The organism is uncultured Fibrobacter sp. (assembly GCF_900316465.1).
Taxonomy (GTDB): domain Bacteria; phylum Fibrobacterota; class Fibrobacteria; order Fibrobacterales; family Fibrobacteraceae; genus Fibrobacter.
Window position 1 is genome coordinate 32,446 of record NZ_ONDD01000004.1, and the last position, 25,283, is coordinate 57,728.

General features: G+C 51.4%; 22 protein-coding genes. 12 read left to right on the plus strand and 10 right to left on the minus strand.

From position 1 onward, the window contains the following. Positions 1 to 37: 37 nt before the first annotated feature. The 4 genes from recN to QZN53_RS02480 form a co-directional block, all read right to left on the minus strand. Positions 38 to 1,681 carry a DNA repair protein RecN gene (gene recN, locus QZN53_RS02465; RefSeq protein ID WP_163437240.1) on the minus strand — a complete coding sequence of 548 codons (1,644 nt, stop codon included), beginning with the start codon at positions 1,679 to 1,681 and terminating at the stop codon, positions 38 to 40. A gap of 38 nt (positions 1,682 to 1,719) precedes the next feature. Beyond that, positions 1,720 to 2,454: a tRNA (guanosine(46)-N(7))-methyltransferase TrmB gene (locus QZN53_RS02470; RefSeq protein WP_163437241.1), complete on the minus strand. Its 735-nt coding sequence runs from the start codon at positions 2,452 to 2,454 to the stop codon at positions 1,720 to 1,722. A gap of 14 nt (positions 2,455 to 2,468) precedes the next feature. Continuing rightward, complete coding sequence (locus tag QZN53_RS02475) at positions 2,469 to 3,356, minus strand: MBL fold metallo-hydrolase (protein WP_163437242.1); 888 nt, start codon at positions 3,354 to 3,356, stop codon at positions 2,469 to 2,471. An 80-nt stretch (positions 3,357 to 3,436) separates the two neighbouring features. Continuing rightward, positions 3,437 to 4,024, minus strand: a complete 588-nt coding sequence (locus QZN53_RS02480; RefSeq protein ID WP_205428113.1) for a hypothetical protein — start codon at positions 4,022 to 4,024, stop codon at positions 3,437 to 3,439. Positions 4,025 to 4,227: 203 nt separating this feature from the next. Here QZN53_RS02480 and QZN53_RS02485 point away from each other — a divergent pair, with 203 nt between their 5' ends. Next, on the plus strand, positions 4,228 to 5,046 hold the full coding sequence (locus QZN53_RS02485; RefSeq protein ID WP_163437243.1) for an exodeoxyribonuclease III: 819 nt from the start codon (positions 4,228 to 4,230) through the stop codon (positions 5,044 to 5,046). A gap of 39 nt (positions 5,047 to 5,085) precedes the next feature. Here the strand turns inward: QZN53_RS02485 and QZN53_RS02490 are convergent, their stop codons facing one another. Beyond that, on the minus strand, positions 5,086 to 6,153 hold the full coding sequence (locus QZN53_RS02490; RefSeq protein ID WP_163437244.1) for a spermidine/putrescine ABC transporter substrate-binding protein: 1,068 nt from the start codon (positions 6,151 to 6,153) through the stop codon (positions 5,086 to 5,088). A gap of 51 nt (positions 6,154 to 6,204) precedes the next feature. Further along, entirely contained in the window at positions 6,205 to 7,506 is a 1,302-nt protein-coding gene (locus QZN53_RS02495; RefSeq protein ID WP_163437246.1) for a pyridoxal phosphate-dependent aminotransferase, read from the minus strand. Between the two features lie 447 nt (positions 7,507 to 7,953). Between QZN53_RS02495 and QZN53_RS02500 the strand changes: the two genes are divergently transcribed. Continuing rightward, on the plus strand, positions 7,954 to 8,370 hold the full coding sequence (locus QZN53_RS02500; RefSeq protein WP_163437248.1) for a type I restriction enzyme HsdR N-terminal domain-containing protein: 417 nt from the start codon (positions 7,954 to 7,956) through the stop codon (positions 8,368 to 8,370). Between the two features lie 5 nt (positions 8,371 to 8,375). Here the strand turns inward: QZN53_RS02500 and xseA are convergent, their stop codons facing one another. Continuing rightward, a complete protein-coding gene (xseA, locus tag QZN53_RS02505) occupies positions 8,376 to 9,674 on the minus strand; it encodes an exodeoxyribonuclease VII large subunit (RefSeq protein ID WP_163437249.1) in 1,299 nt (432 codons plus the stop codon). Between the two features lie 25 nt (positions 9,675 to 9,699). Here xseA and QZN53_RS02510 point away from each other — a divergent pair, with 25 nt between their 5' ends. Next, the gene (locus QZN53_RS02510) at positions 9,700 to 9,900 is read left to right on the plus strand and encodes a type II toxin-antitoxin system Phd/YefM family antitoxin (RefSeq protein ID WP_163437251.1); all 201 of its coding nucleotides are present in this window, start codon (positions 9,700 to 9,702) and stop codon (positions 9,898 to 9,900) included. Here the strand turns inward: QZN53_RS02510 and QZN53_RS02515 are convergent. From QZN53_RS02515 to QZN53_RS02525, 3 genes are all read right to left on the minus strand, one after another. After that, positions 9,897 to 11,615, minus strand: a complete 1,719-nt coding sequence (locus QZN53_RS02515; RefSeq protein WP_163437253.1) for a hypothetical protein — start codon at positions 11,613 to 11,615, stop codon at positions 9,897 to 9,899. The genes QZN53_RS02510 and QZN53_RS02515 overlap by 4 nt on opposite strands. A 10-nt stretch (positions 11,616 to 11,625) precedes the next feature. Then, a complete protein-coding gene (locus QZN53_RS02520) occupies positions 11,626 to 14,700 on the minus strand; it encodes a glycosyl hydrolase family 28-related protein (RefSeq protein ID WP_163437255.1) in 3,075 nt (1,024 codons plus the stop codon). A gap of 96 nt (positions 14,701 to 14,796) precedes the next feature. Beyond that, positions 14,797 to 15,522: an endonuclease gene (locus QZN53_RS02525; protein WP_163437257.1), complete on the minus strand. Its 726-nt coding sequence runs from the start codon at positions 15,520 to 15,522 to the stop codon at positions 14,797 to 14,799. 227 nt (positions 15,523 to 15,749) lie between these two features. On the opposite strand from QZN53_RS02525, the gene QZN53_RS02530 reads away from it, so the two are divergent. From QZN53_RS02530 to QZN53_RS02570, 9 genes are all read left to right on the plus strand, one after another. Then, a complete protein-coding gene (locus QZN53_RS02530) occupies positions 15,750 to 17,045 on the plus strand; it encodes a folylpolyglutamate synthase/dihydrofolate synthase family protein (protein WP_163437259.1) in 1,296 nt (431 codons plus the stop codon). A gap of 273 nt (positions 17,046 to 17,318) precedes the next feature. Next, on the plus strand, positions 17,319 to 17,921 hold the full coding sequence (locus QZN53_RS02535) for an ATPase (protein WP_163437260.1): 603 nt from the start codon (positions 17,319 to 17,321) through the stop codon (positions 17,919 to 17,921). A 7-nt stretch (positions 17,922 to 17,928) separates the two neighbouring features. Further along, the gene (locus QZN53_RS02540; protein WP_163437261.1) at positions 17,929 to 18,486 is read left to right on the plus strand and encodes a DUF2764 family protein; all 558 of its coding nucleotides are present in this window, start codon (positions 17,929 to 17,931) and stop codon (positions 18,484 to 18,486) included. 17 nt (positions 18,487 to 18,503) lie between these two features. Then, on the plus strand, positions 18,504 to 20,261 hold the full coding sequence (locus QZN53_RS02545) for a V-type ATP synthase subunit A (protein ID WP_163437263.1): 1,758 nt from the start codon (positions 18,504 to 18,506) through the stop codon (positions 20,259 to 20,261). After that, complete coding sequence (locus tag QZN53_RS02550; RefSeq protein ID WP_072799621.1) at positions 20,254 to 21,555, plus strand: V-type ATP synthase subunit B; 1,302 nt, start codon at positions 20,254 to 20,256, stop codon at positions 21,553 to 21,555. Before QZN53_RS02545 ends, QZN53_RS02550 begins: the two co-directional genes overlap by 8 nt. A 1-nt stretch (position 21,556) precedes the next feature. After that, a complete protein-coding gene (locus tag QZN53_RS02555) occupies positions 21,557 to 22,189 on the plus strand; it encodes a V-type ATP synthase subunit D (protein WP_088627880.1) in 633 nt (210 codons plus the stop codon). Further along, positions 22,186 to 24,114, plus strand: a complete 1,929-nt coding sequence (locus QZN53_RS02560) for a V-type ATP synthase subunit I (RefSeq protein ID WP_163437265.1) — start codon at positions 22,186 to 22,188, stop codon at positions 24,112 to 24,114. Before QZN53_RS02555 ends, QZN53_RS02560 begins: the two co-directional genes overlap by 4 nt. A 39-nt stretch (positions 24,115 to 24,153) precedes the next feature. Next, positions 24,154 to 24,609 (plus strand): V-type ATP synthase subunit K, encoded by a 456-nt coding sequence (locus QZN53_RS02565; protein ID WP_083532182.1) that lies wholly within the window; start codon positions 24,154 to 24,156, stop codon positions 24,607 to 24,609. Between the two features lie 18 nt (positions 24,610 to 24,627). After that, complete coding sequence (locus QZN53_RS02570; RefSeq protein WP_072799628.1) at positions 24,628 to 25,083, plus strand: V-type ATP synthase subunit K; 456 nt, start codon at positions 24,628 to 24,630, stop codon at positions 25,081 to 25,083. Positions 25,084 to 25,283 lie beyond the last annotated feature (200 nt).

The following is a 25,283-nucleotide window of genomic DNA, read 5'->3' on the forward strand; positions in this document are numbered from 1 at the left end:
TATCGGATGTCTGTTCTTGTGTCATTTAAAGCCTCTGTCAAACTTCTAATAGTTGTCTTGCGTGCTCGCGAATCGTGTCGCTTTCGCCACCGAGCATGCGAGAAAGTTCCTTAATACGACCGTCGTGGTCCAGTTCGACCACATGCGTGTACGTGCGGCCGTCGATTTCTTCTTTGCTGACCGCGAGTTGGTTCTTGGCTCGGCTTGCCACCTGGTGCAAGTGCGTAATCGTGAGCACTTGGTGGTGCTGGCCCAAGTTCTTTAATGCCTCGCCGATGCTGTTGCCGACTTCGCCGCTGATTCCGGAATCCACTTCGTCGAATATCAAGAGGGGAACGCGGTCGAGGTCGGCCATCACGCTCTTGATCGAAAGCAGTACGCGGCTGAGTTCGCCGCCCGAAACCGCTTTTTGCAGGCCCTTGAAGCCTTCGCCGGGGTTTGGGGCGAGCGTAAATTCAATCTTGTCGGCGCCGTTCGGCGACAAAGACTGCATGGTAATCGATGTCGCAAAAATCGCCTTCGGCATGCCGAGCGTATTCAGAATGGCGCTTACGGCCTTGTCATAGCGTTCCGCGGCATTCTGGCGAGATGTTGTCAGCTTGAGGGCTGTTGCCTGCAATGCTTCGAGCGCCTTCTTGGATTGTCTGGAAAGTTCTTCCAAATCGGCGTCCAGGTTTTCAAGGCTCGAAAGTTCTTCCTTGCGTTGTTCGGTCAAGGCAATCAGGCCTGCGACATCGGTGCGGTATTTGCGCTTGAGCTTCTGAATCGCCGCGATGCGGGCGTTGGCGCGGTCAATATCTGCAGCGCTCATGGCTGCAGACGGACGCAAACGCAGCAAGTCCTTGCATACGCATTCGTACGGGTCTGTCACTTCTTCAAGCGATTTTAAGTAATCTTCGTAATCAGGGAGCTTTGCAGCGAGTGAACGCAACTTGGACTGCAAAATTTGCACTTGGTCCAAGAGCCCGTTTTCGCCACCGAGCATCCCTTGAATGTCGTTCAAGTAGCGAGTTTCGGCTTCTTGCTTGCTTGCGCTGTTCACCTTTTCTTCGAGGGCTTCTTCTTCGCCTTCTTTCAGGGATGCTTTTGAAAGTTCATCGAATTGGAACTTCAAAAAATCCTTCTGGGCGGCCAAGTTCTTTGCGCGCTCTTCGGTAGCCTTGATTTCGTCTTGGATCTTATTCCAGGCGGTCCATTCGCTTGTGTATTCGGCGAGCAGTTCACCGTTTCCGGCAAAGTCGTCGAGCATCTGCGTATGCGTGCGAATGTCGCGCAGCAAGAGCTGTTCGCTCTGGCCGTGCATCTGGATCAGTTCTTCGCCCAAGCGCTGTAAATCGGGGAGAGCTACCACGGCGCCGTTCACGCGGGCTCGGCTCTTGCCGTTTTCCTGGATTTCGCGGCGGATAATCAGTTCGTCATCGCTGTCAAGCTCCAGTTCTTCAAGAACCTTCTTGACTTGCGGTTCGTTTGCAATATCGAATGTGGCTTCGACGACGGCTTTTTCTTCGCCGGTACGCACCATGGTAGATTGCGCCTTGTCGCCGCATACTATGCGGAGCGCCTTTAAAAGCACTGATTTTCCGGCACCGGTTTCGCCGGTAATTGCAGTAAAACCATCGCGGAAAGGAACTTCCGCATTCGCAATCAAAGTAAATCCACTAATCGACAGGTGCTTTAACATACGACAATTAAATTAGCAATTTAGCTTGACACTAAGTGTCATTTTTCAAATTCGACAACACTGCGATAGATGGGGCGACCTTCCTTGCGGTACTTCTTTTCGAAGCCGGTCATAATACCTTCGGTCGGTTCTGCGGTGTTTCGTTCCAGAATTTTGCAACCCTTAAAGTTGTCGAAAACTTCGAGCGCGACTTCGTTGTATTCCTGGTGGTCGGTACCCCAGTAGAAAATGTGCTTGCCCGGCTTCAATACGCGGGCGACTTCTACCAGAAAATCCGGGCGTAAAAGGCGGTTCTTGTGGTGGCGTTCTTTCGGCCACGGGTCCGGGAAATACATGTGGAATGCATCCACCGTATTGTCTTTCACGCAGTCGCGCAAAAAGAAGAATACATCGCCGCGGAGCATGGTGGCGTTGGCGAGGGCACCTGCCTTGTCCATTTTGCGCTGGGCAAACTTGGCCCAAGTGTAGTCCCATTCGCTGCCCATGATGACGGTGTCGGGGTGCTTGGGAGCGTATTCCGAAAGGAATCCGCCCTTGCCGCTACCGATTTCGACTTCTACGCGGTCACCCATGTTCGGGAACATGTCTTTCCAGTTAAAGTCCAACTTGTGGGGGAGTCCGTCGGGCGTTGCAATCGGCTTGCGGTCGCCGTGGGTACGGAACACGTAATGCCAAAGGCCCTTCGATTCCGGGTCTTCTTTCAAGTCGCGGTAAAATTCAGGAATAACGACTTCTTTGGGTTCTTTTTCTTCGTTCAATTCTTCGTTTGCCATAAAATTTCTTTCGTCTAAATAAACGCGACGATCCTATCCAAAAACTTTTCCGGAATCTCCTTCGCAATCATTTCGCGAATGTACTTTTCGGAATACTTCATCGAAAAATGCGCCAGGATAATCTTTTCGCATTTCACTTGATCGCCTAAACGGTTCAATGCGTCTGCAATCTGGGTAATATGCGTGTGGCCCTTCTTGTGGCTCATTTCATAGTCTTCGGGAGCGAGGAATGTGCATTCCGTAATCAGCACCTTCGACTGGAATACGCGCTGGTTTTCTAACAGGCTTTCGCCCATGCAGTCGCCCATAAAGCTCACCAGCGGATCGTACACTTCACGTGTGATTTCGGTACCGCTTTCGCGCAACTTGATGATTTCGTCGGGAGTCTTGCCCAGGTATTCATCCTTGAGCTTTTTCTTGTAATGGTACAAGGTGCCGCCCATGGCGTAAATGGAATGCTTGACTTCAAACGCTTCAAACGCCAAGTCCTTGCGGTGTTCCAAAAACAGGAGGTCGCCCGTGTTTACCGGGACGATTTCAGGATAGCGGAACTTGGTTTCGGGCACTCCCTCGAACATGGCTTCGGAATGAATCCAATTGCGGGCTTTTTCGCAAATGCTCTCGGGCATGTAATAAGTGCTTTCGCGCTCGACACCCATCATCTTGCGCAAACTGTAGTGACGCATTAGGCAACGGGCGTGGTCCCCGTGGGCGTGAGTCAAGAAAACGTGGTTCAGCGAGGTCGCCGAAAGCGGACATTCGCCCATATCGATGCAAAAATCCAGCTCCGGAAGCTGTATATAGGTAGCAAGCCCCGAAATCGAGAACCCGACAACGGAAGTGCACGAGGTGTTCACGTGAACTTGCTTTAAGGCGTTATGAATGTATTTACTCTCTGCCATGAATTTTCTACGCCAAATGTAGAAAAAAAGAAAAGCCCACTTATGTGGGCTTACTAAGTTTTACCAACTAAGCTCTATAACTACTTGGTCTTTGCGTTTTCTGCGACTAGCTTGTCGAAATCTTCACAACTTAAAGCTTCGATATGGTTACCCATGGCGACGCTACGGGTACGGGCATTACCCTTCTTTTCGGGAATACGGAAGCAGAAACTGTAGACATTCCCCTTGTCGGTCGGGATGCCCATTTTGAAAATACGGATACGCTGGGCGCCCTTGTTGTAAATTTCGTGATAATCGTAGGAATTCTTGATCTTTTCGAGGCGCTTTTGCTGGGAAAATTCAATTTCTTCGGTAATGGGGCCTTCCAAAAGGAGCGGTAAGGAGTTCTGGAAACGGAGTTCGAGTTTTTCACCCGATTTTACAATAGATGTTTCTTGCGGCTTGATCAGGTAACGCTGCTGCGGGATGTTCTTATAGGCAAGGGTATGCACTGTACGAACACCGCACATTTCACGCATATCAGGCTGTTCCACAAAGTCAATATCGCGGCAGATAGGGGGCATGTTTGTCGGAACATCCAAGTTTTCGCCAGCGTTGTTTGAACCGGCACAGGCGGAAAGGAGGGTAGCTATAGCGAAACCAGAGAATAGCAAGATTGAAGATTTCATGCTTTAAATATAATTTTATTATTCCGAATTGCATTTATTTTCTTTAGAAAGTTCAAATTTTTTTAACCGAGAATTGTAAACTTTTTGTTTCCTCAATGGGTTTTTAGGCTGAAATGTCAGAGTATCGAGGGATAAAATCATCTTTACTCCCTAGGGCTGTTAAAAAAATGTATTTTTGCCGCGGATTAAGAATTGGGTATAACATGAATATTTACAGCTGGAACGTGAACGGGTTGCGCTCTGCCCTTAAAAAGGGTTTTACGGACTGGTTTGCTGCAACGAAGCCGGATATCTTGTGCTTGCAAGAGGTCCGTGCCGAGGTAGACCAGATTCCTGAAGAGGTCGCAAACCCCGACGGCTACTTTGCCTATTGGAACCCTTGCCGTCGCAAGAAAGGTTACAGTGGCGTAGGTATTTATACCCAAATTGAACCTGATCGCGTGAACTATGGCTTCGATATTGAGGAATTCGACGAAGAAGGCCGCGTGCTCCAGCTCGTGTTCCCGGACTGGGTTCTCAATAGCATTTATTTCCCGAATGGTGGCCAGGGCGATGACCGCCTGGACTACAAGCTCCGTTTTTACGATGCCTTCCTTGAAAACTGCAAGCGCTGGATTAATGATGGTAAACATGTGGTAACGCTCGGCGATTACAATACTTGCCATAAGGAAATCGATATCGCACGCCCAAAGGAAAACGAGGATGTCAGCGGATTCTTGCCGATAGAACGCGCGTGGATGGACAAGTATGTTGAAAATGGCTTTGTAGACTCATTCCGTCTGTTGCATCCCGAAGATCGTGATCGCTATTCCTGGTGGTCAAACCGTTTTGGTGCTCGTGCACGTAACGTGGGTTGGCGTATCGATTATGCTTTTGTAGACGAAGGCCTTGTTCCCAACATTATCAATGCCGAGATACATCCAAATGTGATGGGCTCGGACCATTGCCCAATCAGCATTGAACTTGAACCTCCGTTTGCGCCGCTGCCTATTGCGACTCCGGCTCCTGCATACGAACAATAAAAAAACGCTCCTTTTGAGGAGCGTTCGCTTTTTTAGCACTTAATTTGCTTTGACATTTTTCCAGGCATCGTCAAAGAGCTTGACTGCATCACCTGGGTAGCGCAAGAATACCATGCGGTCTATTTCTTCGCGGGTGGGGTTGATGACGCGGTTATTCTTGAACTTTTCGTCAATGAGCTTGAGCGACGCCCTATTGGGAGATGCATAGTTGATTGTTGTTGCGAGTTTTGCGCCGTTTGGGGCGTCAAGAATGTAGTTCATGAATGCGTATGCGCCTTCGGTATTTTGTGCATGGCTACTGAGCGTCATGGCATCGACCCACATAAAGCTCCCTTCAACGGGAATGGCGTAGCGCAGCGTCGGGTCTTCCGAGATGGCGTCCATGGCTTCTCCGTTAAATACAATCGCTGCCCAGTATTCGTTCGCAAGAATTTTGTCCTTGGCGGCAACGGAACCTTCGAAACCGGCGAAATTCGAGTCGCGTTTGATTTCGCGAATCCATTCAACGGCCTTGTCGATATCTTCTGGTCTAAAACTGTTGGCGTTTATACCCTTCGCCTGCAATGCAATGGAAAGCATGGAACGGGATTCGTCAAGCAGGCTGAATTTGCCTTTGATTTGCTTGGGGTTGAAAAGCGTGTTGTAGCTTACGCCGCTGGGGTTAAGCGTCGTGTCGCGGTAAAGAATGCCTGTGGTTCCCCATTGGTAGGGGAGCGTGTACATGTTATTTGGATCGTATACGGGGTTCTTGAACTGATCGGCGATGTTTACTTTGTTTGGAATCTGGTCCATGTCTATGCGAGCAATCAGCCCCAAGTGAATCAATTGCTGAATCATCACGTCCGAAGCAATTACCACGTCGTACTGTTTTTCCATGGCTGCCTGCAGTTTATCAATCATTTCTTCTTGGGCTTCGTATTCTACCAACTGCAGTTTATAACCGGTTTTCATCTGAAAATCGGTTATCATATCAGGATCCATGTATTCGCTATAAGTAAGGACCGTGACTGTCACAGGGTGCTGCTGAGACTGTTTGTCGCAACCGCAAAGAAATCCTGTCGCAAGGAGTATCGTTGCAACAGCGATGTGAAAAAACATTTTTTTCATACCCTCTCCTTCCTTCTTTGACAGTCCTCCTAATCCCCTCTTAGGCGTAGACTAGCTATGCAGGTATTCTATGATTGCATCGTGGATGGTCGTGAATACGCTGCGCAGTTCGTCTTCATCTTCTTCCAGAAGCGTTACGCGGAATCCCTTCAAGTCCGTGCAGAAACTGGTACTCGGCACCACACAAATTCCCTTAGCGCCAAGCAGGTAGTACACGAAACGGTAGTCCAGATTCGTGGTCTTGCTGCACCATTCTTCGACTTTCTTCTTGATAATCGGATTGTCGATCTTTAAGCTCTGATGGTTGTTGAGCGTACCTTCGCGGAAGATAATTGTATTGTAGAATGCACCGTAGGTCGGGTTGAAATACAGTTCCGGAATGTCGGAAAGGATTTCATTGATGATTGCGCTACGGCGGCCAATCTTTTCGTTCAATGCATCACGGTGTTCCTTGAAGCGCTTGTCACCAAGCACGCGCGGAATCGTCATCTGCGGGAGCGTGGTCGAGCAGACTTCCACCATCTTGGCGTTGTCCAAAGCGCGGCAGAAGGCGTCGAACTGTTCGTCCTTGTCGCGGTTGTAGTATTCGGCCCATCCGCAACGAGCGCCCGGCCACGGGTATTCCTTGGAAATGCCCTTGAGAGCGATACCCGGGACATCGCCGATGTATTCGGCGAGTGCGTAAGCGTGGGCGCCATTGTACGTAATCTTGTTATAGATTTCGTCGCAAATGATAAACAGGTTGTAGCGCTTGGCGATATCCACGATTTTCTGGAGTATTTCAAGCGGATAGACCATGCCGGTTGGGTTGTCCGGGTTCAAGATGAGGATGCCCGCGATGCTCGGGTTGTACTTCACCTTGTTCTCGAGTTCTTCGAGGTCCGGGTACCAGTGGTTTTCCGGCTGCAAGCGGTAGGTGATGGGGGCCGTGTGGGCGTGTGCCGCTTCGGCAGAACTGTGAGTGGAGTAGGCCGGGGCCGGTCCGATAATGCGGGTCGTCATCGAAAGAAGACCGTAAATCGTTGCAATTGCGTCGCCAAGGCCGTTAAAGAACAGGATGTCGTCCACGTTAATCTGGGCGCCGCCGAGCTTGTTGTTTTCCTTCACCAGGAATTCACGGGTCTCGAGCATACCCTTGGACGGACAGTAACCATAGCTGCGGTTTGTTTTAGCCAGGTCTACAACAATATCCTTAATCCAGTCAGGAATCTGACATTTCTTTTCGATGGGGTCACCAATATTTTCCCAGTGAATGGGGAGGCCGAGTGCCTTGAGCTGGTTTGCCTTCTTCACGATCTCGCGGATTTCGTAAGAGAGTTCCTTGGCACCTTCGCTCAATAGTCTTCTGCGCATTTTATGCTCCTGTATAGGTATCGAAAATTCTTGTTTTTACCTTGTAATTATAGAATATAATCTTTTAAGAATTTTCGTTTTTCCTTATGGTTAATGGTTAAAAAGGGTATAAACCGTGAGCCAGGAACGGCACGGTGTGAACGTGCCGTGATGGCGAGAGCTCGTGAGGACCCGGAGGTCTTGTCACTTGATATGACGAACGAGCGGTCTAAAAAAGGGTAGCCTGTTGCGGGGCTGCCCTTGAAACTTTTTGTCTGGATTTAAGCATTATGCTTTACAGATTTTGGTTTCTCTGGACAGCCCCATAATAGCTCGGGCTGCTGCCGGGCTTGCTGCTTTCGCTGCTGCTGCGATGTTCTGTCCAAAGATTTTATTCATGCGCCTAAATATACTTTCAGAGATGTGAAATTGTCAAGGTTTGGTGGGTAATTTTTTATTTTTGCAGATATGACACACGGCATGATATATGACCCGATTCGCGGGAAAGATGTTCCCGATACGCCCGAAGAACGGGTGCGTCAGGCGACTATCAAATTCCTGATCGATGAAGTCAAGGTGCCTCAGAACTTGATTGCGGTGGAGTTTGCGCTTTCGACGGTGGAGCCTAAAACTGATGACCGAGTGGATTTGCTGGTGCAAGATTTCAAGGCGTCTGGTGACTTAAAACACCCGTGGCTCTTGGTGGAATGCAAGGCTCCCGGCGAGTATACATGGCAAGCTTTACAGGTGCAGTTGAATAAGTACTTGCAAATTCTTACTCCCAAGTACGTAATGCTTTCTTTGGGCGATGCCGTGCGCTACTTTGCGCTGGATGCTGTAACCAAGCGCTTCATGAAAATTGAGAAATTGCCGGAATTTAAATAATGCGGCTACTTTACGACTGATTGTACGCTTCCGTCCTTAAATCGAGTCGTAAGCGTGTCGCCGGGCTTGAGCTGGCTCTTGTTACGAACAAACTTTCCGTTGGCATCAAGCGTAAGCGTGTAGCCTTTTGAAAGTGTCGTTTCGGGGTCGGCATTCTTGACACGCAGCTCCACCAGGTTGAATCTTGATTTTTCAAGATCCAGAATCTTGCGGGAACCTTGATGCAAACCTTCGCTGTCGCGGGCAATGCGCTCGCGCTCGCCTCTAAAAATGAACTGCAAATCCTTTTGCATGTTGCTTCTGTAGAGCGAAAGTTTGAGGGCTTCTTTCTGAATCAGGGCATTCACCTTTTGCTGCAAGCGGTTGCCTGTATTAGAAAGTTCTTGCTTGTAGTCGTGAAGGACTTCTTTAGTTTGCCCGGCGATTTCTTGCGCTGTCGAAAGCATCTTGTTCCAACTGTCCGCAACGCGGTCAAGCAAGCGCTTGGCGGTATCGGTCGGCGTAATGCAGGACTGGTACGCGACTTCATCTAGCAAACTGCGGTCAATCTCGTGCCCGATTCCGGTGAATACGGGCAGCGGAAAGTTTGCGACAGCGCGACACAATGCTTCGCTATCGAAAAAGTTTAAATCCGTCTTGCTTCCGCCACCGCGGATAATGCAAACTACGTCAAGCTCCGAATCTTTGGCGAGTTCTTCGAGTGCAGCAAGAACTGTAGATTCGGTTTCGGATCCCTGCATTTTGGCATACACCGTTTTCACCTTGAAGGCGAACGGGGATTCTGCGAGTTTTGTGGTAAAATCCTTGTAGGCGGCGGTGCCTTCGCCGGTAATCAGGCCCACGCGAATGGGAACATCGGCAAGCGTCAAAGCCTTGTTCTTCTCAAGTAAGCCTTCAAGCGCGAGCCTCTTTAAAATGGCACTTTTGGTAAGCGCCAGTTCGCCGAGCGTGTAAACGGGGTCTATGTCTAGAATTTGCGCCTGCAGTTTGCCGTAAGGCACGTAAAGGTCTGCCTTAATCAAAAAACTGACCTTGAGCTGCTCCTTAAGTTCAAAAGGTTGCGGGTAATTCTCTATTTTAGCGCGGATGGCTGCGAATTTGGCCGCAAAACAGTAAAGCGGTACAGTCGCGAGCGGATTCACGTTCCCTTCTTCAAAGTCCGCAATACTCAGGTAAACGACTTTCGATTTTTCGTTAATCTGGGTAATCACGCCACGCACCCATACGGCAGGGGTTGATTCTACCTTCTGCTTCAAGGCTTTCATGTATTGCGTAACGGAGTAGGACTTGTTTTCGGTTTCCATGCGCAGAATATACTATTTTTAGGACATGTCTAAAGTTGTTTCAGCCATGGAAGTCCGCCAAAATTTTGGCTCGATGTTGAACCAGGTTTCTCTCAAGGACGAAGAAATTGTCATAGAACGCGCAGGAAAACCCCTGGCGCGTCTGGTAAACGTGAACGCTCCGACGGCAGGGCTTTTAGACTTTCGCGATATCGGTAAACTTCCGAACCAAATCTGGGAAGATTAGTCCGCTTTAGCAATAATCGTAATGGTCAGAGTGTCGCGCATAGAGGGGTCAGCGACACTTTGGGCAATCAGTTGAGCCTTTTCGCCAATTCCGCTTTCAAGCGCAATCAGGTAGTTCGACGAAATTTCCTGTTCTTCTTCACACGATTCAGACTTGTAGTTACTACTGTTGTTCAGGTAGTCAAGCGTTTTGCACGGCACATACCAGGCAATGTCTGAACCAATAATATCCCAAGAAGTTTTGGAATTTGGAGTCATCAAGAAGTCAAAGTTTTCGAAACGCATGGTGTCGCCAACAGCAAGAACCTTTTCGTTTAGCGGAACGTCTTTTTCGGAATCGTAGAACTTCATTTCTTTTAAGAGGCCGGGCTGCTGAACCATGGTGTAGAGCTGCAGCACGTAACGCAGGCTGTCAGGAATGCCTTGGTCGTACGGGTCGGAATTCAAACGAAGGTAATGCAAGTAATACGGGCCTTCGGGCATGTCTCCGCTCACCTTAAAGCTTCCGCCGTAAACGCTGCTGATTTTGGCCTGAGACTTCTTTTTCTTGTCCAAAATTTCAATAGATACGTTCTGGAAATTTTCGTCGTTGTAGTTCTGAATCCAGTGTTTGACGATTACGGAATCTCCCTTCTTGTAGTCACCGATCCACACGAACTGTTCCTGACGTAAGTTGTACTTGTACGTACCAATGTCGTCTTTAGGACGGGTGCGCTCGTAAGCTTCGCCGGGGTACTTGATTGAATCCGGATTAGAGAAATATTCGCCCTGTTCAAGTTCGCGGGCTTTGGTAATGGCTTCAAAGAAGGCGTACGGGCCTGTCCAAATGCTAGAGAAAGATTCAGGCTTGATCTTGATCGACCAGTTCACGGAATCATTCGGTACCAGCATGGTATCGAGATTCGTTTTTGAAGAACCGAGTTCCTTGTCGCCATCGGTAAGCTTGTAGAGAATAATGTTTTCGCCGACGGTGGTGAGGTTTACGCTGTAGCCTTCGTTAGCGGAGAATGCGATAGACACTTCCTTGGGCGCGTTGTCAATTAAAAGAATGCCGCGCAAGGTGTCGCTCATCTTCATGGAAATCTTTTCGTCTTCGCCTGTGTACTTGTAATAAGTCGTATCAACGACGACCTTGAGCTTCATGCTGGATTCATCGCTGAATTCGCCTTCAAGTTCAAGGAAGTAGTGGTTGTCGTTAAAGGTTACGAAGGTGTTGGAATCCCTGAAAGTTGCAGAAGAATCTGCACCAAAGCTGGGTATCAAGGCGTTTCTATAAACGGAATCTTTGCGGGCTGCCGTTTTGGGGGCAGCCTTGGTTGCCTGCAGGTAATCTCCGTATTCGCTCTTGATTCGAATTTGGTCATTTTCAATGTTAGAGGTGCTTGCGAATACCTTGATGCGACTGCCTTTCGGGAATTCGCCCAAGTATAGCGGCATCGTGGTTGCCGTGCTGTCAAGGTAAATTTCGCTTTCGTCCATTTTGGAGGAATCACCCTTGAACAGTTCCAAGTAAATGCGGAGCGTGTCGCCGAGTTTGACGGTATCCTTGTAGTCAAGGTCTGCACGAGTGCTCAAGGAGCTACTCGACCTGAACGAAGGAACCGAGGAACTGGACTCTTCGTCAGAGGCCGAAGAACTGGAGTCGTCGCCGCATGCGGTAAAGGCGACGGTCATGAATAATGCTGCACTAAGGCTAAATAGTTTCTTGAACTGCATTTGGTGTCTCCTAGTTCAGGATATAGAATTGCTGCTCGGCGGTGAATGCTTCGCCGATTACGCGAAGAATATATTTGCCGGTGGGGAAGGCCATGGCCTTAAACTTGAAGTGGGTTTTCTTTTCGCCAGCGAGGTCGCGGGCTGCGACAGTAAGCATGCGCTTTCCGAATTCGTTCACGATTTCAATCTGCACGAACTGCGGGTAACCGACTGTCAAGTCAAAGTCGCACTCCAAACTGTAAATGTCGATGTTTACCTTGGTAAGCGTATAACCGCCGTCCATGGCTTCACCGCCAACAGAACGAGAGTTGTCGAAGTAGCCGACATAGAGCGATGGCGCGAATTCCTTGCCTGCGGCGGCACTGGGCAAAACGGTTTCACCCGGTTCTACGGCGGTAAGAATCAGCGTGTACAGCTGTGAGGGGTGCTTGCGCTTGAAGAATTCCGTGAGGGTCGGGGTTCTTACGAATGCGCCGAGAGGAGCCTTCGGGTTGATTGTGATAATGCCCAAGAAGTCTGCGTATTTGGTGTCAACGCCACCACCCGAATTCTTGCGGATGTTGAACTGGCCGCCCTTTTGCTGCGGGATATTTGCCGGAGCGTTTTCCCAAGTGAGTTCGTAGTCAACCCAGTCGACGCCCAGCTTCTGGTCGCCGAAGTTCATGTCCTTGCTGGTTTCTTTAAGGCCAAAGATGTTCAGCTGCACGGGCTTCTTGATAGAATCCTTGTTGAATTCCAACTTGAGAGCTGCGTCGAACAGCGGGCCCGGCAAAGAAGACAGGTCAAATCGCAGATAGATCTTTCCGGCGTTTCCGGTCGTCACGTTTGCGACATGCAGTTCTTGGTCGGAGTTGTGCGGGCTAAAGTTGTCAAATTCTGAAATCCAGGTGGCGGCACCCTTACCGCTCGGGAATCCGTTGCCGGTATTGTCGAGCGTGGTATAGTGCAGGTCGAACACGTAAACCTTACCGGTGTCAGAGCCAGTCTGGTATCCGTCGTCGGCGGTAAAGATAATGTTGTAGCGGCCGCTTGCCGTAAACGAAACGTCGGTCTCGTAAGCCATGCTGTCCGAGAACACGACCTTTCCGGGGCCAAGTCCCTTCGTCCAGCGCACGGGGTCTTCGCAAAGACCGTCGCCACGACCGTCATCGACCACGGAACCCTTCATTCTAAGCAGGTTGGGCTGCACGATCACCATTTCGTCAGGAATGAATGCCTGAGGCTTTTCGTTTGCGCCAAGCTTCGGAGCGTAGCCCGTAAACAGCGGAATCATCACACCGCCGTTGGGGGTGTGCTTCAAGTCTTTTCCGTACAGCGACTTGATTTTAGATCCCTTTCTGGATTCTTCGACAATAGTGGGGTAAGCGTTTCCGCGGGTAAGCGTTTCGCGAAGGCCCGTAATCGAAAGTCCAGAGTTGTCGTTAATGAACATCGGACGGTCTTTTGCCTTGTCGCTTGCAACGATTTCAACACCGATGAGTTCGGCGTGAGCCTTGTTGAAGTTCTGGATAATCGTGTTGCCTTTCTTGGCCGTAAGCCCGAGAATCCAAATGTGACCACCGTTATTGGTAATCTTCGGACCCTTGGTGTCGCCAATCAAGGCCACCTGGCGTCCCCACAACTTCTGGTAGTTCAGCTGGAGGGTTCCAAGCGTTACGTCTTCGAGGTAAATGTCGCCGCCACCGACTTCGGCGGTTTCGAGCGAGCGCACCATCATGTTCTTCAGGAGCAGGTTGCGCTTTGCCTTCAAAATAATTCCGCTACCGAATTCCGAGAAACGTTCAATCGTGAGTTCGTTGAATGCGCCGGCTTCGATAATGAACTTGCCCTTACCGTCAATACGGCCTTCGATACCGATAATCTGGCGAATGCGGTTACGGATGTAAATGTCGCGGTTGATTGTCCAGCGGCCTCCCGGCGGGAAGTAGAGCGTTTCGGCGCCGTCATCAATTGCGTCTTGAATAGCCTTTGAGTCGTCGGAACCCGTGTTTGATTTTCCACCGTAGTCGCCGGCAATGGTAATCCAGTTGTCGGGCTTCTGTTCCGGGTATGCCGGCGTTTCTGCAACAGCCAAGCGCATCGACTGCTTGGGGCTGTGGCAAAGTTGCTTGGTTTCTTGTGTCGAGAATTCGATGATTTCGCCCTGGATCATTTCCTCGTTGTAGCCTTTCTTCTTGGAATTGATCATGGTCTTGTAACGCGAAACCTTCATGGACCTGGCGAACAGGTGGCTTTCGTTCAAAATGGCTGTAGTGGGCTTGACCTTCTTGTTTCCGCTATCGAATTCCAGCAAACCATCAAGCAAACTCATGATGGCGAAATCGCCGTGGTTGTAAACAGCAGGAACGTAACCCTTGAATCGGAGAGCTCGAACAGCAAGGTTCATGTTGTCGTTTTCAAGGCCGTACTTTCTCTGGCCGCCCATGGTTACATGTTCGAGCGTTGCCGTTCCCGTTTCGCCCTTGGCGTAAACACCGACGTTAAAACCGTTGATTTCGACATTCTTGAGCAAAAGCGGACCAATGCCTTCGGTAAAGCCGAGGTCAATACCGTACACACCCAGGGAGTCTCCGGAATGGATCTTGACGTTGTGGATTGTGCCTTGGTTCGAAGCGTTAAATTGGATGCCGATTGCACCCGGGTTTCCTTTACCGGTACGGATCGTCATATCGCGGACGGCGTTTCTGTACTTGGGGCCGGGGCCTTCACCTGTAAAAATGACTGCTTTCGGAAATTCAGGATTGTCAAAACCGTAGGTGTTGTCTGCCAATTGCAGAATGGTTCCGCCAATGCTTTGACCTTGCAAAATCGTACGACGGCTCGAAGATTCCTGTTTTTTGGTAACAGGCCAAGTCAATCCATCGGTAATCTTGTAGATACCATGGGGTAAGTAAATAATATAGTCGCCATCGGGGTGGTCGTTCAAGGCCCTCTGAATAGCTTCGGTGTCATCGGTTTTGCCGTCACCCTTAGCATAATATGGGTCTTTTGTGACATTAATAATCTTGGACGCCATGGGGAATTCCACCTGGGCGCACACAGAAACTGCAAAAAAGACAATAAAAAAGAATAGGGTCCTGTACATACTAACCTCGTTTGTAAATATATATAAATAAATGTAAGTGGGAATTAAAAAAGAAAAACGAACAATTAAATATGTAATTTGTCTAACATTTTTCCATTATTTAGGGCATTTTTCGTACACAAAGGGGTTATGATCCCCTTGAACCTTAAAAATTCGGCGGTCTCGCTCACATTCCCTGGGGGTTACGGGGTACATTTTATTCCAGGCTTCAAAAAGCTGACGGTCCTGTTTGGATAAATTAACGCCGTAGGTTTTTTCCATGTAAAGGCTTGCTCGGGCTATGATTCCTCGAGCTTCTTCTCGGGGTTGGGCCTTTTTTAGCTTGAAATCTACAATGGTCTTGCAGCCGCCGTACATGGGTTCTGGGTCATTAGTCCACTGGCTGTACATAAAGTTGTTGCGGTCGCCGTTGACTTCGCCAATGGCGGGGTACAGGTTGTGCATGTCGCCTTCCATGATTTTGAAGGTCGTGTCGTTCGCGCTGCAGTTCTTGCGACCTCCATCGCGCCAGCAGGGGAGGTGCTGTCCCATATTGTGGGCGGTTACCATGTGCTCCCATTCAATGCGCTCGGCGCGCTTAAAACTCTTGCGTTTCGGATTTTCGCGCGGCTTGAAGTTGCAGCTTGAAAAGTCGACGTTCTTCTTGTCGTCGTATCGGCAACCGCAGTAAAGAGTTTCTTGAAGTTCGCCGTAATACACGCGCCTCAGCTGCTTGCTCGCGTCGCGGTAGTTGTAATGCTGCGGGGCTGCTGTCGGGTCTACGCGCGACCAGGCAATAGCGATAAAAACCGCCAGAAGCAGTATAATTCCAAAACTTTTCATATAAAAACCATGTAGTAACATGAAGTAAGATAGTAAGATGTCATTCCCGCGTAGGCGGGAATCTCCTCTTGTATTTGAAAAAAGCGTTTTTTATTTAAATGGAAAAGGAGATGCTGTCCCCGTTGCCGAGGATCATATCCACTAAGCAGCAAAGCTGCAAGTGGCTATTGTCATCAAGTGCGGCATGACAATATGGTGGAGTATGTACGATTAGCTATATTTGGCGCATGCAATCGCTTGGTATGGATTATTTGAATTCTAGGCTCATGTTCGGCATGGTGCCGGGGCTTGAATCGACTCGCAAACTCTGCAACGCTCTCGGAAATCCTGAACGATCTTTCAAGACAATCCATATCGTCGGTACGAATGGCAAGGGCTCAACGAGCTATTACCTCGCGGGCGTTTTGCAGGCCCATGGTTTTAAGACTGGGCTTTTCACGAGCCCGCATCTGGTAAGCCTTCGCGAACGTATTCGTGTAAACGACAATCCCATTAGTGACGCTGATTTGGATCGTTTGCTTCTCCAGGTGAAGGCTGCAGCAGAACAGGTGCAGGTGGAGCCGACCTTCTTTGAGGTCTTGACACTTGTGTCGTTTTTGTATTACGCCGAGCAGGGTGTAGACGTGGTTTCGATGGAAGCAGGCATGGGCGGCCGCTTGGACAGTACGGCGGTGGCATGCGGCAATATCGTGGTGCTCACGAGTATCGGACTTGAACACACCGAAGTTCTGGGCCCCACCGAAAGCGCCATTCTTAAAGAAAAGATGGCTGTTGTCGAAGCGGACCGTCGCCGCAATAAGACTTTTGTCGTTGGAGGCCTTTCCGAAGAATTACTGGCAGAAGCCCGTGCTTATGCAAGCGAACTTGGTGCAGAATGTTTCGTTCCTGCGATTCGGACCGACATCAAACTCCCGAATCTGGGCCACCATTACATTGAAAACGCAAGCCTTTCTTTGGCTGCCGCCGAAAGCTTTGTTCACAGTGTGGGTCGCGTTTTTGACGATTCTCTCGCCTTAAAAACGCTTGAAACCCGTTCCTGGGCTGGCCGCATGCAGCAGTTGACCGATAAAAATGGGGTGGTTCGCTACATTCTGGATGGGGCGCATAATTCTCATGCGGTGCGTCGCTTGGTTGAAACCTTGGCGGAATATTACCCCGGTACCAAGTTCCACTGCGTTTTCGGAGCCCTTAAAGATAAAGATGTGGGCGAAATGCTCAAGTTGATGGCTCCATTTGTAAGTCACTGGCATATAACCAAGACTCCTTACCCGCGTTTCCGCGAACTGGACGATTTGCGCTCGGAACTCTCGAATTTGGGCTTGAAAGTTGCTAGCGAAGGCGAACTCAGCCGAAATTTTTTGGACCAAGTTGCCGAAATTGCCTCTGTAGATAACGAAAATATTCCTGTTTTAGTGACCGGCAGCCTCTATATGATTGGCGAAACGGTGCAGGCCCTCAAGGACGATTTTGATGGTTTGGCTTTTTTCCGTGGCCTTGAACCCTCGACTAACGAGCACCGCTAAATTTGCGTAGAAAACAAATTCTGTAAACTGTTTTGGCTCCAAAGCAAATCCTGTAAATCCAAAAGTTTTTTCTTGTAAACTTTAGTTTTCGCAAATTTTGCGTTTTTATCGCCAAAAACGTGGTTTTTATCCATTATTTCAAAAAATTTGCCGTTTTTTTCGACTTTTTGTCAAAATTACTTGTATATTACTATCGAAATTTTCCCAAAAGACTCTTTTGGTGCGTTTTTTGCTATTGGAATCTTTTGGAAACGTTATTTGGAGATGATATATATGGCAGAAGACTTGCAATACCTTATGGAACGCATCCAGAAAGATGCTGTCGATAAAGCAGAAAACGAGGCGGCGGCTATCATTGCCAAGGCCAAGGAAAAGGCGGCCGATATCGTGAAGGCTGCCGAAGCCGAAGCGTCCGCCCGTCTGGAAAAGGCCGACAAGGACGCCGAAGCGTTCACGGAACGCAGCGAACGCACTCTTGAACAGTCCGCCCGCGACCTCCTGCTTTCGGTAGGCAAGAACCTTGAAAAGATGATTATGGATTTGCTGAACCTCCAGGTGGAAAAGTCCCTCGACGAATCCACCGTGAAGTCCATGCTTTTGACCCTTGCTAAGAATTATTCTTCCGACATCGAAGTGGATTTTTCTGACGCCGATGCTCGCAAGCTCAGCTCCTTTGTGATGGGCGAATTTGCCAAGCAGCTTTCCGCCGGCGTTAAGGTCGAAAGCGACAAGGGCGTCAAGTTCGGCTTCCGCGTCAAGCTCGACGGTGGCAAGGTCACTCACGAATTTACCGAAGCTGCCATGGCCGATGCTCTCTCGGCCCTGCTCCGTCCGCAACTTTCCCGCGTTGTAAACGCCGCTGCCCAGGCCAAGTAGGTTAGCGATGAGCTCTCCTTCTTACCTGATGGCCTCTCTTCCGATGATCGAGATGGGCGACGTTCCGCCTCTCTCCATGGAAGAGTTCCGTCACCGCTGCATCGGTGTGCTGTCCGATTCGGAAATCTCCGCCCTGGACGCGCTTCTCGATGACGGTGAATGCGAAGAATGTGACGACGAGTTCGTTCGTGCCTACAAGGCCCACGAAATCCAGATGAAGAACGTTTCAGGTAGGCTCCGCGCTGCTGCGTGGGGTCCCGATGTCCGTTTTACGGACAAGTCCTTCCCGGGCTACGATGTCACTTTCGCAAAGATGATTCAGGACGCGTTTGCCAAGTCGAATCCTATGGAAAAAGAGCAGGATATTGACAAGGCCCGTTTCTGGCTTGTGGACTCGCTCGCAGGTGTGGGCGAGGGTACCGTCAAGCATGTTTACGCTTATGCTATTAAGCTGAAGATTTGTGAACGCTGGGCTCGCCTGACCGAAGCTGCAGGTGACAGCGCCGTATTGAATGTTATTAATGCAAACGATCCTGCATACGCCTCTGCGGCGGAGCAGGAATGACCGGAGGTCCATTTTCAATGGCTAGTATCGGAAAAATCATCGGCGTGAACGGAAACTTGATCCGTGTCAAGTTCGAAACCGCCGTGTCTCAGAACGAAGTGGCATATGCCAAGCTTACCCAGAAAAACAAGGACGGTAAGTCCGAAGTTATCCCCCTTAAGAGCGAAGTTATTCGTATTCGCGGTGACTACGCCGAACTCCAGGTGTTCGAAGACACCACGGGGCTCAAGACGGGTGACGAGGTGGAATTCACCGGCGAACTTTTGTCCGTAGAACTTGGCCCCGGCCTTTTGACCCAGGTCTTTGACGGTTTGCAGAACCCGCTCCCGAAGCTTGCCGATGAATGCGGCTTCTTCCTGCAGCGCGGTAAGTATTTGAAGGCGCTCCCGCGCGACAAGAAGTGGGCATTTACCCCGGTCGCCAAGGTGGGCGATGTGGTGGTCGCGGGCGATACCCTCGGCACCGTGCCCGAAGGCGTGTTCACGCACCGCATTATGGTGCCGTTCCGCCTGCTCGGTAAGTGGACTGTGGAATCGGTCGCTGCCGCTGGCGAACATGTGGTTGAAGATGTGGTTGCTAAGCTCAAGAATGACAAGGGCGAAACCCAAGACGTGACCATGGTGCAGACCTGGCCGGTGAAGATGCCGATCAAGGCCTACGAAGAACGCCTGCGTCCCTCCAAGCCCCTCACCATGCAGCAGCGCATTATCGATACGTTCTTCCCCGTGATGCAGGGCGGTACGTTCTGTACGCCGGGCCCCTTCGGTGCCGGCAAGACCGTGCTTCAGCAGCTCATGAGCCGCTACGCCGACGTGGATATCGTGATCTTGGCCGCTTGCGGTGAACGTGCAGGTGAAGTGGTGGAAACCCTCCGCGAATTCCCTGAACTGATTGACCCGCGTACTGGCAAGTCCCTCATGGAACGTACGCTGATTATTTGTAACACGTCTTCGATGCCGGTGGCTGCTCGTGAAGCATCCGTGTATACGGGCGTGACTCTCGCCGAATACTACCGCCAGATGGGCCTGAACGTGCTCCTCTTGGCTGACTCGACTTCTCGTTGGGCTCAGGCTCTGCGTGAAATGAGCGGCCGTCTGGAAGAAATTCCGGGCGAAGAAGCCTTCCCGGCCTACCTCGAATCCGTGATCGCCGCCTTCTATGAACGCGGTGGTGTGGTTCGCTTGAAGGACGGCTCTACCGGTTCCGTGACGATTTGCGGTTCCGTGTCGCCTGCAGGTGGTAACTTCGAAGAACCGGTGACCCAGGCTACCTTGAAGGTGGTGGGCGCATTCCTCGGCCTTTCCCGTGAACGTTCCGACCAGCGCCGCTTCCCGGCAATCCACCCGTTGGATTCCTGGTCCAAGTACGAAGGCATTATCGATTCCAAGAAGGTTGCCGAAGCCCGTCACATCCTCGCAAACGGCGTGGACGTGAACAACATGATGAAGGTGGTGGGCGAAGAAGGTACCTCTATCGACGACTTCGTGATTTACCTGAAGTCCGAATACCTCGATGCCGTTTACCTGCAGCAGGACGCCTATAACGAAATTGACGCCGCTTGCTCTGCTGAACGTCAGAAGTACGTGTTCGACAAGGTTTACACCATTCTCAAGACCCCGATGAAGTTCAGCGAAAAGGACGTCGCTCGTACGTTCTTCCTTAAGCTCACTCAGTCGACGAAGGACTGGAACCGCGTCAAGTTCGATTCCCAGGAATTCAAGGACCTTGAACAAAGTATTTTTGCTTCCGTGAAGGAGGTTTCCGCTAATGCATAATGTGGCATACCATCGTATTGAACGCATCGCCGGTTCCGTGATTACGCTCCGTGCCGAAGGTGTAGCAAACCAGGAACTTGCCCAGGTGACAAGCTCGTTCGGAACATCCCTTGCCCGTGTGATCCGTATTGACGGCGACATGGTGGACTTGCAGGTGTTCGCAGGTGCCCGTGGTATTTCGACCGACTCTGAAGTGCGCTTCCTTGGCGAACCGATGAAGGTTCCGTACAGCGAAGCCTTGCTTGGCCGCGTGTTTAACGGTGCTGGTAAGCCCCGCGACAACGGCCCCGAAGTGGACGGCGAACGCATTACTATTGGCGGCCCTTCCGTGAACCCCGCAAAGCGTATCATCCCGAAGACGATGGTGCGTACGGGTATCCCGATGATCGACGTGTTCAACACGCTTGTGGTTTCGCAGAAGCTCCCGATTTTCTCTATCGCCGGTGAACCGTATAACGAACTCCTGGCCCGTATCGCATTGCAGGCCGAAGTGGACGTGATTATCCTCGGCGGCATGGGCCTGAAGCACGATGACTATCTGTACCTGAAGGACTTCCTCGAAAAGAACGGTGCTCTTTCCCGTACGGTGATGTTCATGCACACCGCCTCTGACCCGATTGTGGAATGCTTGCTCGTGCCGGATGCATCCCTCGCTGTGGCAGAAAAGTTCGCTACCGAAGGCAAGAACGTGCTCGTGCTCCTCACCGATATGACGAACTTTGCAGACGCCATGAAGGAAATCGCCATTACGATGGAACAGATTCCGTCGAACCGTGGTTATCCTGGCGACCTTTACTCTCAGCTTGCTAGCCGTTACGAAAAGGCTGTGGACTTCGAAGGTTCGGGCTCCATCACCATTCTGGCCGTTACGACTATGCCTGGCGACGACGTGACCCACCCGGTTCCGGACAACACCGGTTACATTACCGAAGGTCAGTTCTACCTGCGTAAGGGCCGTATTGAACCGTTCGGTTCTCTGTCTCGTTTGAAACAGCAGGTGAACGGCAAGACCCGTAGCGACCACCGTACCATCATGAACACCATGATTCAGCTGTACGCAAGCTACAAGGAAACTTTGGAAAAGCAGTCCATGGGCTTCAACATGAGTAACTGGGACCAGAAGCTGTTGAAGTATGGCCAGCGTTTCGAAAGCGAAATGATGGACCTTTCTGTCAACATTCCGCTGGAAAAGGCTTTGGACCTTGGCTGGGAAATCCTTGCTGACTGTTTCGCACCCGAAGAAACGGGTATTCCGACCAAGATGATCAACGAATATTGGCCCAAGAAGGGGTAATATGGCGAAGGTCAAGTTAACTAAAAACGCCCTCAAGGCGGAACGCGACGCATTGAAGCGCTTCCAGCGCTATCTGCCGACGTTGCTGTTGAAAAAGCAGCAGCTGCAGATGGAAATGCGCACGCTCCAGGAGAGGGTGATGGCTAAGCGAGAAGAGGAGGATAAGCTCCGCAAGAGCATGGCTTCCTGGATTTCGCTGTTTGCCGAACCCATCGAATGGTCAAAGTACCTGTCGGTGAAGGAAGTGCGCCAGGGCGAAGGTAACATCGCCGGCGTGAAGATTCCGACATACGACGGGGTAGACTTTAATATCGCCATTCCGGATTTCTTTACCACGCCCGTGTGGCTGGACGACGGTATCAGAAGCCTTCAGGGCCTGATTTCGCTGCGTCTGGAACGCCGCGTGCTCGAAAAGCAGTACGAACTTCTTTCTAAGGAACTGCGTACCACGAGCCAGCGCGTGAACCTGTTCGAAAAGGTGAAGATTCCCGAAGCGAAGGAAAATATCCGCGTCATCAACATCTTCCTGGGCGACCAGCAGACGTCCGGCGTTGCCCGCAGCAAGCTTGCCAAGGGTAAGGCCACCGCCCGTACCGCTGCCCAGGATGCACTCGCGAAGGAGGCCGCCGCATGATTACTCCTATGAAGAAAGTGACGGTGCTGACGGTTGCAAGTGCAGTTGAAGAGACGCTCCAGGCGCTCCGTACGCTTGAAATTTTGCACCTCACGCCTTTGCAGGCGGCTGCAGGCGCTAAGCTGAATAAGGCCCGCGGCGAAATGAATCGCGTGCAGAAGGCCTTGGAAGTGGTGCCCGAAAAAGCTCCGAAGGGTGTGACTCCCGTGAAGGAAGCCGCGACCGCAGCAAGCCTTATCGATGAAATCCAGAACCTGGTTGCCGAAAGCAAGCAGGCGGAAATCGACAAGGAACAGGCTGAAGAGGAACTCTCTAAACTTTCCATGTTCAAGAACCTGGACCCCGCAACGGCTGCAGCCTTGCAGGCGAAGGGTATCTATGTCAAACTTTACCAGCTCCATGACGGTAAAATCCCGTTCGAACTCGAGGGCGAAGGCTCTATCGAAGAATTCGGCCAGGATGAAAACGGCAAGTATGTGGCTGTCGTGAGCAGGGGAGAAGCCCCTGTCGCCGTGAAGGGAAACTTCACCGAACTCACGATGCCGCAGAAGTCGCTTGCCGAATACCGCGAAATGGAAGCGAAAGCCAAGGAAACGCTTGCCCGCGTCCAAAAACGCCTGGGTGAACTTTCGGGCGTCAGGGAATCTATCGAAGACAAACTCCTCGAAGTGGGTGACGACTACCGCATGGTCGAAGCCGAAGCCTCGATGGTGGGCGACAAGAACGTCGCCGCCGTGCAGGGCTTCTGCCCCGCACCTCGCGTGGGCGAACTCGAGAAGGCCGCCCGCGAGCACGGCTGGGGCCTCCTAGTGGACGACCCCGCCGAAGACGACGATATCCCGACGCTGTTGACCTACAGCAAGCTCAGCCGCCCCATGCAGTTCCTGTACGACATCATCGGCATTTCGCCGGGGTACAAGGAAGTGGACGTGTCGGCCGTGTTCCTTTGCTTCTTCAGCATCTTCTTTGCGATGATTGTGGGCGACTCGGCTTACGGCCTGTTGTTCCTCGGTCTGGCACTCTTTGCCCGCTCCAAGATGCCGAAGGCGAACCCTGCTGGTTTCCACTTTATCTACCTCATGAGCATCGCCACCATCGTGTGGGGTGTCATCAACGCAAGCTTCCTCGGACTTTCTCCGGCGCTTGCGGGGTGGACGTATTACCTGGACATCACCAACTACGGCTGGTTGCCTGAACCGCTGAAGAACGCGATGCTCTGGATCCGCACAAGCGCACCGACTGACCCTGCGAAGTTCGAAGCCTACAAGGCCTTCGCCCAGTCGATCACGCTGTTGCCCGAAAGCTTCGTGCCGAAGGCGGCAGGTGCCTCCCAGATGCAGCATATCCAGCTGTTCTGCTTCTGCATCGCCGTGGTCCACTTGAGTATCGCTCATATCTGGAACGTGTGCGTGCGTATCAAGCGCAAGGACTCCACGTTCATGGCGCAGGTGGGCTGGCTTATCGGCTGCTGGGTGATGTTCTTCCTTGCGTGCCAGATGGTGCTCGGTATCGACATGCCGAAGTTCGTCATCCCGATGTTCATCGTGGAAGCGGTGCTTCTGGTGCTCTTTACTGTGCCGCCGAAGCGCCTCAAACAGGACTTCATCAGCATCCCGATGCTTGTGCTCGACGTGGTGAACAGCTTTACCGACGTGATCAGCTATATCCGTCTGTTTGCTGTGGGCATGTCTGGTGCGGCCATTGCCGAGGCGTTCAACGACATGCTTTCGCCGCTGTTCGGCTCTGCTGTCGGTATCGCCGGTGCTGCCTTCCTGCTGCTCTTCGTGCATGGCCTGAACATCGCGCTTGCGGTCATGGGCGTCGCGGTCCACGCGGTACGTCTGAATACACTCGAATTTTCAAATGGACTTGGCCAGGAATGGAGCGGATTCGCGTTCGCGCCCTTCGCCAAGCAGAAAAATTAAACCAAGGGATGATTCCCGCTACTTAATGAGGAAAAAACAATGGAACCGAATACAATGGTTACTCTCGCTAAAATGGGTGCTGCAGCTGCGCTTGGCATTGCGGCAATGGGCTCCGCCCTTGGTTGCGGAACGGCCGGTATGTCCGCCATCACCATGTGGAAGAAGGCTTATGCCCAGGGCAAGAGCGCTCTCTTCACCTTGCTGGTGTTCGTGGGTGCCCCGATTTCCCAGACGATTTACGGCATGCTTTTGATGAACTTCATCCTGAGCAAGGCTGCTGAATCCGGCTTTACCAACTGGGGCGGCTGCCTCGGCGCCGGTATCTTCGGCGGTCTCGGTATGATGGCTTCTGCTTGGTACCAGGGCAAGTCCGCGGCCGTGGCCTGCGACGCCCTCGGCGAAACCGGCAAGGGCATGGTGAACTACCTCATGGTGCTCGGTATCGTGGAAACCGTGGCCCTGTTCGTTCTCGTGTTCTCCATGATGGTGCTCTAATCCAGCGAGGTAACACGTATGGATCAAGCTCAACTTTTAACGCTCGCGAAACTTGGCGCGGTGGCGGCCTTGGGCCTTGCCGCGGTGGGTTCTGCGCTGGGCTGCGGGACTGCCGGCATGGCGGCCATCGGAGCCTGGAAGAAGGCGTATCTCAAGGGTAAGAACGCGCTGTTTACGCTGCTCATCTTCGTGGGCGCGCCGATTGCGCAGACAATCTACGGCATGTTGCTGATGATGTACATCCTGAACAAGTCTCAGGCGGCTCCGGCTAACTGGGCTGCATACCTGGGTGTGGGCATCTTCGGTGGCATCGGCATGATGGCCAGCGCCTGGTACGTGGGTAAGTCCGCTGCGGACGCCTGCAACGCCCTCGGCGAAACCGGCAAGGGCCTCGTGAACTACCTGATGGTCTTGGGCGTCGGCGAAACCGTCGCACTGTTCGTCATGGTGTTCTCGATGATGCTCGTGTCGTAAGTAAGAGACCGCTCGGCTCTATCGCATTAACAAGAATGTGATATCGCCTCGCTCTCGCAACCGCCCTCGGTTAACACCCGAGGGCTTTGTTGCTCACGGAGACTGCTCGGCTCTATCGCATCAACAAGAATGTGATATCGCCTCGCTCTCGCAACCGCCCTCGGTTAACACCCGAGGGCTTTGTTGCTCACGGAGACCGC

Excerpts from the sequence above, each read along its gene's own strand:
- recN (WP_163437240.1), bottom strand. The coding sequence starts at position 1,681 with ATGTTAAAGCACCTGTCGATTAGTGGATTTACTTTGATTGCGAATGCG.
- QZN53_RS02470 (WP_163437241.1), bottom strand. The coding sequence starts at position 2,454 with ATGGCAAACGAAGAATTGAACGAAGAAAAAGAACCCAAAGAAGTCGTT.
- QZN53_RS02475 (WP_163437242.1), bottom strand. The coding sequence starts at position 3,356 with ATGGCAGAGAGTAAATACATTCATAACGCCTTAAAGCAAGTTCACGTG.
- QZN53_RS02480 (WP_205428113.1), bottom strand. The coding sequence starts at position 4,024 with ATGAAATCTTCAATCTTGCTATTCTCTGGTTTCGCTATAGCTACCCTC.
- QZN53_RS02485 (WP_163437243.1), top strand. The coding sequence starts at position 4,228 with ATGAATATTTACAGCTGGAACGTGAACGGGTTGCGCTCTGCCCTTAAA.
- QZN53_RS02490 (WP_163437244.1), bottom strand. The coding sequence starts at position 6,153 with ATGAAAAAAATGTTTTTTCACATCGCTGTTGCAACGATACTCCTTGCG.
- QZN53_RS02495 (WP_163437246.1), bottom strand. The coding sequence starts at position 7,506 with ATGCGCAGAAGACTATTGAGCGAAGGTGCCAAGGAACTCTCTTACGAA.
- QZN53_RS02500 (WP_163437248.1), top strand. The coding sequence starts at position 7,954 with ATGACACACGGCATGATATATGACCCGATTCGCGGGAAAGATGTTCCC.
- xseA (WP_163437249.1), bottom strand. The coding sequence starts at position 9,674 with ATGGAAACCGAAAACAAGTCCTACTCCGTTACGCAATACATGAAAGCC.
- QZN53_RS02510 (WP_163437251.1), top strand. The coding sequence starts at position 9,700 with ATGTCTAAAGTTGTTTCAGCCATGGAAGTCCGCCAAAATTTTGGCTCG.
- QZN53_RS02515 (WP_163437253.1), bottom strand. The coding sequence starts at position 11,615 with ATGCAGTTCAAGAAACTATTTAGCCTTAGTGCAGCATTATTCATGACC.
- QZN53_RS02520 (WP_163437255.1), bottom strand. The coding sequence starts at position 14,700 with ATGTACAGGACCCTATTCTTTTTTATTGTCTTTTTTGCAGTTTCTGTG.
- QZN53_RS02525 (WP_163437257.1), bottom strand. The coding sequence starts at position 15,522 with ATGAAAAGTTTTGGAATTATACTGCTTCTGGCGGTTTTTATCGCTATT.
- QZN53_RS02530 (WP_163437259.1), top strand. The coding sequence starts at position 15,750 with ATGCAATCGCTTGGTATGGATTATTTGAATTCTAGGCTCATGTTCGGC.
- QZN53_RS02535 (WP_163437260.1), top strand. The coding sequence starts at position 17,319 with ATGGCAGAAGACTTGCAATACCTTATGGAACGCATCCAGAAAGATGCT.
- QZN53_RS02540 (WP_163437261.1), top strand. The coding sequence starts at position 17,929 with ATGAGCTCTCCTTCTTACCTGATGGCCTCTCTTCCGATGATCGAGATG.
- QZN53_RS02545 (WP_163437263.1), top strand. The coding sequence starts at position 18,504 with ATGGCTAGTATCGGAAAAATCATCGGCGTGAACGGAAACTTGATCCGT.
- QZN53_RS02550 (WP_072799621.1), top strand. The coding sequence starts at position 20,254 with ATGCATAATGTGGCATACCATCGTATTGAACGCATCGCCGGTTCCGTG.
- QZN53_RS02555 (WP_088627880.1), top strand. The coding sequence starts at position 21,557 with ATGGCGAAGGTCAAGTTAACTAAAAACGCCCTCAAGGCGGAACGCGAC.
- QZN53_RS02560 (WP_163437265.1), top strand. The coding sequence starts at position 22,186 with ATGATTACTCCTATGAAGAAAGTGACGGTGCTGACGGTTGCAAGTGCA.
- QZN53_RS02565 (WP_083532182.1), top strand. The coding sequence starts at position 24,154 with ATGGAACCGAATACAATGGTTACTCTCGCTAAAATGGGTGCTGCAGCT.
- QZN53_RS02570 (WP_072799628.1), top strand. The coding sequence starts at position 24,628 with ATGGATCAAGCTCAACTTTTAACGCTCGCGAAACTTGGCGCGGTGGCG.